The following is a 10,758-nucleotide window of genomic DNA, read 5'->3' as shown; positions in this document are numbered from 1 at the left end:
GGTATTGTCGGCAACTACCTCACTGCTTGGGGCCGGAGGGCTCCACCCCAGCGAACCCCCCCCCCCCCCCCGGGCCCTTCACGCGTCCTGCCGCGGCCCTACTGGCGGGGGAGCGGCTTGCCCGACGTGGCGTCGACCACCTTGCGGTCGCCCAGCGGCTGCTGGAGCGTCGCCGTCAGCGCCATCTCCTGCGCGATCATGATGCAGGCCTGGCCGGGCTTGTTCGGGGTGTCCGTGATCTTCACCAGGACCGAAGCCGCCTCCTCCCGCGCCTCCAGGGCGTAGGTGCTGCACACCCCGCCCCAGAAGTTCACCGTCAGGGTCCGGTCGGCCTGGGCGTACGAGAACCCGGGCACGGTGTGCGGCTTCGGGGGCACCGCGGTGCCGGCGTCGTCCGCCGCGGCCGGCTGGACCACCGTGCGGCCCGGCTTGCCCTGCGAGCCCGCCACCTCGAACAGCCAGGCCGGTACGAGGCCCCGCCCGCCGTCGACCGTCCCCGCGACCAGCCCCAGTACGGCCCCCCGCACGCTCTCGGTCCGCGGCGGCTTCATCGGCCGCGGCTCCGGGTTGCAGGGCAGGGTGTCCGTCGCGCCCGTCGGGGTGTCCGGGGTCAGCGGCACCGAGGTCGCGCAGCCGCTCGGCCCCGGGCCGGTGCCGTCGCCGCCGCCCTTCGCCGCCGCGTTGAGCCGCTCCAGGGCCTCGGCGGCCCCGACCACGGCCTGCTCGCCCGCGCGGACCGGGGCCTTCAGCTCCCCGCTGCCCGCCACCACCGCGCCGTCGGCCCCGACGCTGATCTTGCTGGACCACCCCTGGGTCGGGAGCCCGCCCACCACCGGGTCGGCGCTGACCACCCGGACGGAGCCCTGGGTGAGGCGGGCGTCCACCTTGGCGTCGCCCTGCCCGGCGGCCGCGAGCACCGGGGCCGCGGCGGCCTTCGCGGCCTGCTCGGAAACGGGCTTCGCCGCGCCCGCGCCCTCCTGGGGGAGGGTGGCCGGGCCGCAGGTGTCCTTGCCGCGCACGCAGTCGTCCCCGACGCCGCCGCCGGCCTGGTAGCGGGAGAAGGTCCAGGTGCCGGGGGCCTTGCGGGTCACCGTGAGCCGGGGCCCGGAGCCGTCGGCGGCCTCACCGGCCTGCCAGGTGTCGCCGACCAGCCGGGGCACGCCGGAGACGCCGAGCGCCTTCGCGAGCCGGGCCACCTCGTCGGAGGCGACCTCCCCGGACGCGGCGAAGGCGGGCGCGGTGCCCGGCCCGTCGGGCAGCTTCACGTCCGCCCGGTACGTCACCGGCCCGCCGGAGGGGTCCGGCTCCCCGGGGGCGATGCCGGGGCCCGTCGGGGACCCGGCCGAGCGCGGCGCGACGGCCGCGCTGTCAGCCGTACGGGCACCGCTTCCCGAGGCGTCGCCGTACGCCGTCGAAGCCCAGTACGCCGTACCACCGCCGGCCAGCAGGACGGCGGCCGCGATCGAGCCGACGGCCCAGGCGGGCCGCCGTCGTGTGGCGCGTGATGTGTCGGGTTGTTCGCTGGTCACCGCATCGCTCCTTAGCGTGTCCCGCCGTACGTGATGCGGGTGTGACGCGGCGGCCGCGAAACCGGTTCCCCGGGTTCCCCCGGTCGGCCGGTCCGTCTCCTGCGGATCGTGCTCCCCCAGCCGCCGCTGGGAGGTGCCCGCAGCCCCGCGACGCCCGGCTGAACCGGCAGGATCCGAAAGAGGCGACCTCACACGGCCTAGTCGCCGTACGCGGCGGTACCCGCGATCAGCCGGGCGGAGGCGGGCGGGACGCTCACCCCGTGGATCTGCGAGGGCGCCACCCGCCCCGGCCCCGGCTCCCGCTCCACGGCCCAGTGCGGGGCCATCCGGGCGCAGTCGCCGAGCAGCCGTGCGAAGCCGGGCCGCGCGTCGGAGGCGTGGTCCGCGTACCCGAAGCCATCGGTATAGGTCATGAGGGCACCGTATGGGCGCCATCCTGGGCGAAGGAAGTCCTACTACGGGGTAGTTTCGCCGGGTCGGACCAGGGGCGCGGACCGGGTAGCGTTGAATGTCACCCGCCGTCATCCGCAGGAGCATCCACGCCGTGCGCATCGCAGTCACCGGCTCCATCGCCACCGACCACCTCATGACCTTCCCGGGCCGCTTCGCCGACCAGTTCGTCGCCGACCAGCTCCACACGGTCTCCCTCTCCTTCCTCGTCGACAACCTCGACGTGCGGCGGGGCGGCGTCGGCCCGAACATCTGCTTCGGCATGGGCCAGCTCGGCAGCCGCCCGATCCTCGTCGGCGCGGCCGGCTCGGACTTCGACGAGTACCGCGCGTGGCTGGACCGGCACGGCGTCGACACCGAGTCCGTCCGGATCTCCGAGGTGCTGCACACCGCGCGCTTCGTCTGCACCACGGACGCCGACCACAACCAGATCGGCTCCTTCTACACGGGCGCGATGAGCGAGGCCCGGCAGATCGAGCTCAAGGCCGTCGCCGACCGCGTGGGCGGCCTCGACCTCGTCCTCATCGGCGCCGACGACCCCGAGGCGATGCTCCGCCACACGGAGGAGTGCCGCACCCGCGGGATCCCCTTCGCGGCGGACTTCTCGCAGCAGATCGCCCGGATGGACGGCGAGAACATCCGCACCCTGATGGAGGGCGCGACGTACCTCTTCTCGAACGAGTACGAGAAGGGCCTCATCGAGTCGAAGTCCGGCTGGACCGACGAGGAGATCCTCTCCAAGGTCGGCACCCGCGTCACCACCCTCGGCGCGCAGGGCGTCCGCATCGAGCGCGTCGGCCACGAGCCGATCCTGGTCGGCTGCCCCGAGGAGACGGCGAAGGTCGACCCGACGGGCGTCGGCGACGCCTTCCGCGCCGGCTTCCTGACGGGCCTGGGCTGGGGCGTCGGCCTGGAGCGGGCCGCGCAGATCGGCTGCATGCTGGCCACCCTGGTCATCGAGACCCTGGGCACCCAGGAGTACACCCTGGCCCGCGCCCACTTCATGGAGCGTTTCACCAAGGCGTACGGCGAAGAGGCCGCCGCCGAGGTGCGCGCGCACCTGCCTTCCTAACGCGCCGCTCGCGCCGCCCGCTCCGCTGCGCCGGACTCCGTCCGTCGGCCTGCGGGGCGGTGCCGGTGCGTCCGGCCGGGGCCGGTGGGTGGGGTGCGGGGTGGGTGTGCCGCCGCGCGGGGCCGGAGTCCCCTACCCGCCCTTCGCCCGTTCCCCGGGGGCCGAACCGTGCCGGGACGGCACCCCATGGGTCACACGTCGCGGCGGACCCGGTACGCCACGCCCGTCCCGCGGGGGGTTTCGCCCAGGTAGGTGTGGCCGCGCATCGCGCACCACGCCGGGATGTCCAGGCGGGCCACCTCGTCGTCGGAGACGACCGTGACGGTCCCGCCGACCGGGACCGTGGAGATGGCCCGGGCCAGTTCGATCACCGGCTGCGGGCAGCGCAGCCCCAGCGCGTCGACCTCCACCGCGTCCGCCACCGGGGCGGCGGCAGCGGCCGGGTCCGGGACGCCGAGCTTCTCCCGTACGCCCGCCACCGCGCCCGGCAGTACCTCCAGGAAGCCGTTGACCTCGTCGGCGGAGGTGCCCGGCGGCAGGGAGACGCGTACGTTCCCCTCCGACAGCACCCCCATCGCCCGCAGCACGTGACTGGGGGTCAGCGTGGAGCTGGTGCAGGAGGAGCCGGAGGAGACGGAGTAGCCGGCGCGGTCCAGCTCGTGCAGCAGGGTCTCGCCGTCGACGTAGAGGCAGGAGAACGTGACCAGGTGGGGCAGGCGCCGGTCGGCGTCCCCGACCACCTCGACGTCGGGCACCAGCCGGACCACCCGCCGCCGCAGCCGGTCCACCAGGATCCGCAGCCGGGCCGCCTCCGCGTCCGCCTCGGCCCGCACCGCGCGCAGCGAGGCCGCCGCCGCGACGATGGCGGGCAGGTTGGCGAAGCCGGGAGAGCGGCCCGACTCCCGTTCGTCGGCGGGGCCTTGGGGGGAGAAGCGGACCCCCTTGCGGACGGCGAGCAGCCCCACCCCGGGCGGGCCGCCCCACTTGTGGGCGCTGGCCGCGAGGGCGGACCACGCGCCCTCCACCCGCCCCCAGCCCAGCGACTGGGCGGCGTCCACGAACAGCGGTACCCCGGCGGCCCCGCAGACCTCGGCCACCTCGGCCACCGGCTGGACCGTGCCCACCTCGTGGTTGGCCGACTGGAGACAGGCCAGAGCGGTGGTGGAGCCGAGCGCGGCTTCGTACCCGGCGGCCGAGACCGCGCCGAGCCGGTCCACCGGAACCTCCGTCACCGTGCCGCCGGCCGCCGCGTGCGCGTCCGCCGCATGGAGTACGGAGCTGTGCTCCACCGCCGACACGACCAGATGGCCGCCGGTGCGCCGCCGGCCCGCGAGCACGCCCGCCATGCCCGTGTGAACCGCGTGCGTCCCCGAAGGAGTGAATACGAGCTCGTCGGCGCGGCATCCCACCGCCTCCGCCGCAGCCTCGCGCGCCGCGTCCAGCAGCAGCCTTGCCCGCCGCCCCTCCCGGTACAGCCGGGCGGGGTCCGCCCAGCCCTCGTCCAGGGCGGCCTGGAGTGCCTGCCGGGCCACGGGGTGGAGGGGAGCGGCGGACGCGGTGTCGAAGTACGGCATCCGGCCACGGTAGATGGTGGCCGGCGGCCGGGCGGGACCCCGCCCCGGGCGGATCCGGTTCAGGGACCGTCAGATGCCGTCCTGAGCCCGCCGTTCAGGGCCGTTCGGCCCGTCCCCCGTACGGCGGATCCATCCCTTCGGGGGCAGTAGCGGCGCGTTGGGCACCCTCCCCGCGCGACCCCAAATAGCGTCCAGTAGGGTTTGGTCCGCATAAACATCCAAACCCCTGCCTGCGTCAGGGCCGGCGACCGACCCGAACACGGCCGCGGCCGGCCGCGCGGGCCGAGACTCTCGGGAAGGCGCTACGTGAGTCCCTACGGCTCCGACCGCTCGCCGCGGCGCCCGATGCGGCGGAAGCTGCTGCAGGCGCTGACTGCGGGCGTGGTCCTGGCGACCGCCACTGGTTGCTCGTACACCTGGAAAGACTTCCCCCGCCTCGGAATGCCCACCCCGGTCACTGAGGAGGCGCCTCGCATCCTCTCCCTGTGGCAGGGATCCTGGGCGGCCGCTCTCATCACGGGCATCCTGGTGTGGGGCCTGATCATGTGGAGCGTCATCTTCCACCGGCGTAGCCGGACGAAGATCGAGGTCCCCGCGCAGACCCGGTACAACATGCCCATCGAGGCGCTGTACACCGTGGTCCCGCTCATCATCGTCTCGGTGCTCTTCTACTTCACCGCGCGTGATGAGTCGAAGCTGCTCTCCCTCTCCGCCAAGCCGGCGCACACGATCAACGTGATCGGCTACCAGTGGAGCTGGGGCTTCAACTACGTCGAGAACGTCGACGGCGATGCCGCGACCCCGAAGGCGGGCGAGACCCCGAAGGAGCTCGCCTCCCTGCCGGACCGCTTCATCAAGGCCTTCCCCGCGGGCGCCGAAGGCGTCTACGAGAAGGGCGTCCCCGGCGACCGGAACCCGGACACCAACAACCCGGGGCCGACCCTCTACCTGCCCAAGGGCGAGAAGGTCCGCTTCATCCTGTCGTCGAACGACGTCATCCACTCGTTCTGGGTGGTGCCCTTCCTGTTCAAGCAGGACGTGATCCCCGGTCACACCAATGTCTTCGAGGTCACCCCGACCCAGGAAGGCACCTTCATGGGCAAGTGTGCCGAGCTCTGCGGTGTCGACCACTCCCGCATGCTCTTCAACGTGAAGGTCGTCTCTCCCGCGGAGTACAAGGCGCACCTCAAGGAGCTGGCGGAGAAGGGTCAGACCGGCTTCCTGCCGGCCGGCATCAAGCAGACTGACCCGGCCCGGAATGCGGAGACGAACAAACTGTGAGCATCCTCAACGAATCCCAGGGTGCCGCCGCAGCTGACTCGTACGAGAACGAGCTGCCGGTGCGGCGCAAGCAGCCGGGCAACGTGGTCGTGAAGTGGCTCACCACCACCGACCACAAGACCATCGGCACGATGTACCTGGTCACGTCGTTCGTGTTCTTCATCATCGGCGGGATCATGGCGCTCTTCATGCGCGCCGAGCTGGCCCGTCCGGGCACGCAGATCATGTCGAACGAACAGTTCAACCAGGCGTTCACCATGCATGGCACGATCATGCTGCTGATGTTCGCGACCCCGCTGTTCGCCGGCTTCGCCAACTGGATCATGCCGCTGCAGATCGGCGCGCCCGACGTGGCGTTCCCGCGGCTGAACATGTTCGCGTACTGGCTGTACCTCTTCGGCTCGACCATCGCGGTGGCCGGCTTCGTCACCCCCTCGGGTGCCGCCGACTTCGGCTGGTTCGCCTACTCCCCGCTGTCGGACGCCGTCCGCTCGCCGGGCATCGGCGCCGACATGTGGATCATGGGTCTGGCCTTCTCCGGCTTCGGCACGATCCTCGGCTCGGTCAACTTCATCACCACGATCATCTGCATGCGCGCTCCGGGCATGACGATGTTCCGCATGCCGATCTTCACCTGGAACGTGCTGCTGACCGGTGTCCTGGTCCTGCTGGCCTTCCCGGTCCTCGCCGCCGCGCTCTTCGCGCTGGAGGCCGACCGGAAGTTCGGTGCACACGTCTTCGACGCGGCCAACGGTGGCGCACTCCTGTGGCAGCACCTCTTCTGGTTCTTCGGACACCCAGAGGTGTACATCATCGCGCTGCCGTTCTTCGGAATCATCTCCGAGGTCATCCCGGTCTTCTCGCGCAAGCCGATGTTCGGTTACATCGGTCTGATCGCCGCGACGATCGCGATCGCCGGCCTCTCGGTGACCGTGTGGGCGCACCACATGTACGTCACCGGCGGTGTGCTGCTGCCGTTCTTCTCCTTCATGACCTTCCTGATCGCGGTACCGACCGGTGTGAAGTTCTTCAACTGGATCGGCACCATGTGGAAGGGCTCGCTGTCCTTCGAGACCCCGATGCTCTGGGCCGTCGGCTTCCTGATCACCTTCACCTTCGGTGGTCTGACCGGCGTCATCCTGGCCTCGCCCCCGATGGACTTCCACGTCTCCGACTCGTACTTCGTCGTCGCGCACTTCCACTACGTCATCTTCGGCACCGTGGTCTTCGCGATGTTCTCCGGCTTCCACTTCTGGTGGCCGAAGTTCACGGGCAAGATGCTGGACGAGCGCCTCGGCAAGATCACCTTCTGGACGCTGTTCATCGGCTTCCACGGCACCTTCCTGGTGCAGCACTGGCTGGGCGCCGAGGGCATGCCGCGTCGTTACGCGGACTACCTCGCGGCCGACGGCTTCACGGCGCTGAACACGATCTCCACGATCAGCTCCTTCCTGCTGGGCCTGTCGATGCTGCCCTTCATGTACAACGTCTGGAAGACGGCGAAGTACGGCAAGAAGATCGAGGTCGACGACCCGTGGGGCTACGGCCGTTCGCTCGAGTGGGCGACGTCCTGCCCGCCGCCGCGGCACAACTTCCTCACCCTGCCGCGCATCCGCAGTGAATCGCCGGCGTTCGACCTGCACCACCCGGAGATCGCGGCCCTCGACCACCTCGAGGACCACGCCCCGGCGAAGGCCGTCACCGGTGGCAAGGAGGCCGGCAAGTGAAGATCCAGGGCAAGATGTTCCTCTGGCTCTCCGTCTTCATCCTGATCATGACCGTCGTTTACGGCGTCTGGTCGAAGGAGCCGGTCGGAACCACCGCTCTCGCGCTGGCCTTCGGCCTGAGCGCCATGATCGGCTACTACCTGGCCTTCACGGCCAAGCGCGTGGACGAGATGGCCCAGGACAACCTGGAGGCCGACGTCGCGGACGAGGCCGGCGAGCTGGGGTTCTTCTCCCCGCACAGCTGGCAGCCGCTCTCGCTGGCCATCGGTGGCGCGCTCGCGTTCATGGGCGTCATCTTCGGCTGGTGGCTCATGTACTTCTCGGCCCCGATCATCCTGATCGGCCTGTGGGGCTGGGTGTACGAGTACTACCGCGGTGAGAACCAGAACCAGTAGCACCGGCAGTAGGCATCACACCGCGGTCCGCCGCGGTGCCTGAGGGGCCCGGACACCTTTTCGGAGGAGTCCGGGCCCCTCGTTTGCAGTCACCCCGCGCGCTGGATTTGTCATATCTTCATAGCGTTGGGCGCATGAACCACTCACCGCGTCTTTGGACGGTACTCAGCTGCTCCCTGCTGGTCGCGTCCCTCGGGGCCGGCGCCACCGCATGCGGGTCCGGCGACAACAACCCGCTGTCCGCCCGCCCGTACGACGCGGGCGACCAGGTCGTCTTCAACCAGCCCCCGGGCGGCCGCCCCACCGACCCGGACAAGCCGCTGGAGGTCACCGCCAAGGGAGCCGAGGCGCGGATCACCGACGTGATGGCCGTGGACACCCACGGCCGCCGCCTGGCGGGCGAACTCTCCGCCAAGGGCGACCGCTGGCACAGCACCGTCCCTATGGCCGCGGGCGTGCGCTACACGGTCGTCGTGAGCACGGAGGACCAGCGGGGAGCCCCAGGGCAGCGCACGCTGACTTTCGAGACCACCCCGGCCAAGAAGGTCCTCAAGGTCGAATTCGGCCCGGACGAGGGCAAGTACGGCGTCGGACAGCCCCTCACGGCCGAACTCAACGAGCCCGTCAAGGACAAGGCCGCCCGCGCCATCGTCGAACGGGCCCTGGTCGTCGACGCGCCGGCCGGCGTCGAGGGCGCCTGGCACTGGGTGGACGACAAGAACCTGCACTACCGCCCGAAGGATTACTGGCCCGCCCACACCGCCGTCTCCGTACGGAGCAACCTGGAGGGCATCAAGGTCTCCGACGAGCTCCACGGAGCCGCGTCCAAGCCGCTGAAGCTGGAGATCGGCGACCGCGTCGAGGTCACCACCGACGCCGCCTCGCACTACCTCACGTTCGAGCGCAACGGCGAAGTGATCAACACCATCCCGGTGACCACCGGCAAGCCCGGCTTCTCCACCCGCAACGGGGTCAAGGTGGTGCTCGGCAAGCAGTACTTCGTCCAGATGCGCGGCGACACCGTCGGCATCGGCGGCAGCGAGTACTACAACTTGCCCGTCTACTACGCCACCCGGGTGACGTGGAGCGGTGAATACGTGCACGCCGCGCCGTGGTCGGTCGGCTCCCAGGGCTACGAGAACGTCAGCCACGGCTGCACCGGCATGAGCACCGGCAACGCCGCCTGGTTCTACGAGAACATCACCGAGGGCGACATCGTCAGGGTGATCAACAGCATCGGCGACGACATGGACACCTTCGGCAACGGCTTCGGCGACTGGAACATGGAGTGGAAGGAGTGGCGCGAGGGCAGCGCCCTCCTGAAGGGCACCCAGGAAGGCCGCAGCTCCGTCGACCAGGCGCGGCTGCGCCCCACCGTCTGAGAGCCCCGCAGAAGGCCGTACGGGCCCGCGGGCGGCCGGACAGACCGGCCCGCGGGCCCCTCGTCGTGCAACCGGCGCCTCCGGCGCCCCAGGAGCCTCAGGCGGCCGGCGACAGCCGCGACCGGAGCAGCCCCGCCAGGGTGTCGGGGAAGTCGACCGGGTCCACCGGAAGGGTGACCGCCGCGTCCGCCCGGCTCCACGTGGCCAGCCAGGCGTCCTGGGGACGCCCCATCAGCAGCAGCACCGGGGGGCACCGGAAGATCTCGTCCTTGATCTGACGGCACACACCCATGCCCCCGGCCGGAACCGCCTCGCCGTCCAGCACGCACAGGTCGATGCCGCCCGCGTCCAGCTCCTTGAGGACCGCTGGAAGCGTGGCGCACTCCAGGAACTCCACCGGCGGCAGGTCCGCGGCGGGCCTGCGCCCGGCGGCCAGCCGCACCTGCTCCCGGGTGCCCGCGTCGTCGCTGTAGACCAGAACCCGCGCAGTCGCCCGCATTTCGTCCTCCACCTGGCCGTGAATCACGCTGATGATGCGCGGGATGCTACTCCGTCCGACCCGCTGTCAACATCGGTTCCGCAAGCCTCGCGACCGGTCTTCTGATGGGCCGTTCGGGCCTTGCACACCCCCCTGACACTCCGAACGGCACCCCCCGGGGTGAGGGCGGGATAAGCGACCGACATAATGTCGGTCGTGGCGACAGCAACGACAGTAGATACCGGGCACGCGCACCCGACGGTCAACCGGCCGAACCTCGTCAGCGTCGGAACCATCATCTGGTTGAGTTCCGAGCTGATGTTCTTCGCGGCCCTCTTCGCGATGTACTTCACCCTGCGATCCGTGACGGGTGCCGAGTACTGGACAGAGCAGGCCGAGGCCTTGAATCTGCCCTTCTCGGCAACGAACACCACGATCCTGGTGCTCTCCTCCCTCACCTGCCAGCTCGGCGTATTCGCCGCCGAGCGCGGTGACGTGAAGAAGCTCCGGACGTGGTTCATCATCACGTTCGTCATGGGTGCGATCTTCATTGGCGGCCAGGTGTTCGAGTACACCGAGCTGGTCAAGCACGAGGGCATGTCCCTCTCGTCCGGCCCGTACGGAACGGTCTTCTACCTGACCACCGGCTTCCACGGTCTGCACGTGACGGGCGGTCTCATCGCCTTCCTGCTGGTCCTCGGCCGGACGTACGCGGCCAAGAGGTTCACCCACGAACAGGCCACGTCGGCCATCGTCGTGTCCTACTACTGGCACTTCGTCGATGTCGTCTGGATCGGCCTCTTCGCGACGATCTACCTGATCAAGTAGCGAACACGTTCGCCGGGTACCGCTCGGCACACCGTCCAGAAA

At 70.5% G+C, this 10,758-nt stretch carries 10 protein-coding genes; 6 read left to right on the top strand and 4 right to left on the bottom strand.

The window, feature by feature from the left end:
• Positions 1 to 98: 98 nt before the first annotated feature.
• Both ACZ7IF_RS35195 and ACZ7IF_RS35190 read right to left on the bottom strand, forming a co-directional pair.
• Positions 99 to 1,529: a hypothetical protein gene (locus ACZ7IF_RS35195; RefSeq protein WP_470980227.1), complete on the bottom strand. Its 1,431-nt coding sequence runs from the start codon at positions 1,527 to 1,529 to the stop codon at positions 99 to 101.
• 197 nt (positions 1,530 to 1,726) lie between these two features.
• On the bottom strand, positions 1,727 to 1,942 hold the full coding sequence (locus ACZ7IF_RS35190; protein WP_470980224.1) for a hypothetical protein: 216 nt from the start codon (positions 1,940 to 1,942) through the stop codon (positions 1,727 to 1,729).
• A 131-nt stretch (positions 1,943 to 2,073) separates the two neighbouring features.
• Here ACZ7IF_RS35190 and ACZ7IF_RS35185 point away from each other — a divergent pair, with 131 nt between their 5' ends.
• Entirely contained in the window at positions 2,074 to 3,051 is a 978-nt protein-coding gene (locus ACZ7IF_RS35185; protein ID WP_470980221.1) for a carbohydrate kinase family protein, read from the top strand.
• A gap of 191 nt (positions 3,052 to 3,242) precedes the next feature.
• On the opposite strand, the gene ACZ7IF_RS35180 is transcribed toward ACZ7IF_RS35185, so the two are convergent.
• Positions 3,243 to 4,625 (bottom strand): aminotransferase class V-fold PLP-dependent enzyme, encoded by a 1,383-nt coding sequence (locus ACZ7IF_RS35180; protein ID WP_470980218.1) that lies wholly within the window; start codon positions 4,623 to 4,625, stop codon positions 3,243 to 3,245.
• Between the two features lie 306 nt (positions 4,626 to 4,931).
• On the opposite strand from ACZ7IF_RS35180, the gene ctaC reads away from it, so the two are divergent.
• From ctaC to ACZ7IF_RS35160, 4 genes are all read left to right on the top strand, one after another.
• Positions 4,932 to 5,906, top strand: a complete 975-nt coding sequence (ctaC, locus tag ACZ7IF_RS35175) for an aa3-type cytochrome oxidase subunit II (protein ID WP_470980215.1) — start codon at positions 4,932 to 4,934, stop codon at positions 5,904 to 5,906.
• Positions 5,903 to 7,633 (top strand): aa3-type cytochrome oxidase subunit I, encoded by a 1,731-nt coding sequence (ctaD, locus tag ACZ7IF_RS35170; protein ID WP_125818809.1) that lies wholly within the window; start codon positions 5,903 to 5,905, stop codon positions 7,631 to 7,633. Before ctaC ends, ctaD begins: the two co-directional genes overlap by 4 nt.
• Positions 7,630 to 8,028, top strand: a complete 399-nt coding sequence (locus tag ACZ7IF_RS35165; RefSeq protein WP_470980211.1) for a cytochrome c oxidase subunit 4 — start codon at positions 7,630 to 7,632, stop codon at positions 8,026 to 8,028. The genes ctaD and ACZ7IF_RS35165 overlap by 4 nt, the downstream gene beginning before the upstream one ends.
• A 134-nt stretch (positions 8,029 to 8,162) precedes the next feature.
• Positions 8,163 to 9,410, top strand: coding sequence for a L,D-transpeptidase (locus ACZ7IF_RS35160; protein ID WP_470980208.1), 1,248 nt, complete (start codon positions 8,163 to 8,165; stop codon positions 9,408 to 9,410).
• Positions 9,411 to 9,507: 97 nt separating this feature from the next.
• Here the strand turns inward: ACZ7IF_RS35160 and ACZ7IF_RS35155 are convergent, their stop codons facing one another.
• Positions 9,508 to 9,909, bottom strand: a complete 402-nt coding sequence (locus ACZ7IF_RS35155; RefSeq protein WP_362468736.1) for a DNA-binding transcriptional response regulator — start codon at positions 9,907 to 9,909, stop codon at positions 9,508 to 9,510.
• A gap of 186 nt (positions 9,910 to 10,095) precedes the next feature.
• Here ACZ7IF_RS35155 and ctaE point away from each other — a divergent pair, with 186 nt between their 5' ends.
• Positions 10,096 to 10,716: an aa3-type cytochrome oxidase subunit III gene (ctaE, locus tag ACZ7IF_RS35150; RefSeq protein WP_007263684.1), complete on the top strand. Its 621-nt coding sequence runs from the start codon at positions 10,096 to 10,098 to the stop codon at positions 10,714 to 10,716.
• The last annotated feature ends 42 nt before the right edge of the window (positions 10,717 to 10,758 follow it).

Source organism: Streptomyces sp. NPDC037421 (genome assembly GCF_055602105.1).
This window is presented reverse-complemented; position numbering and strand designations above follow the sequence as displayed.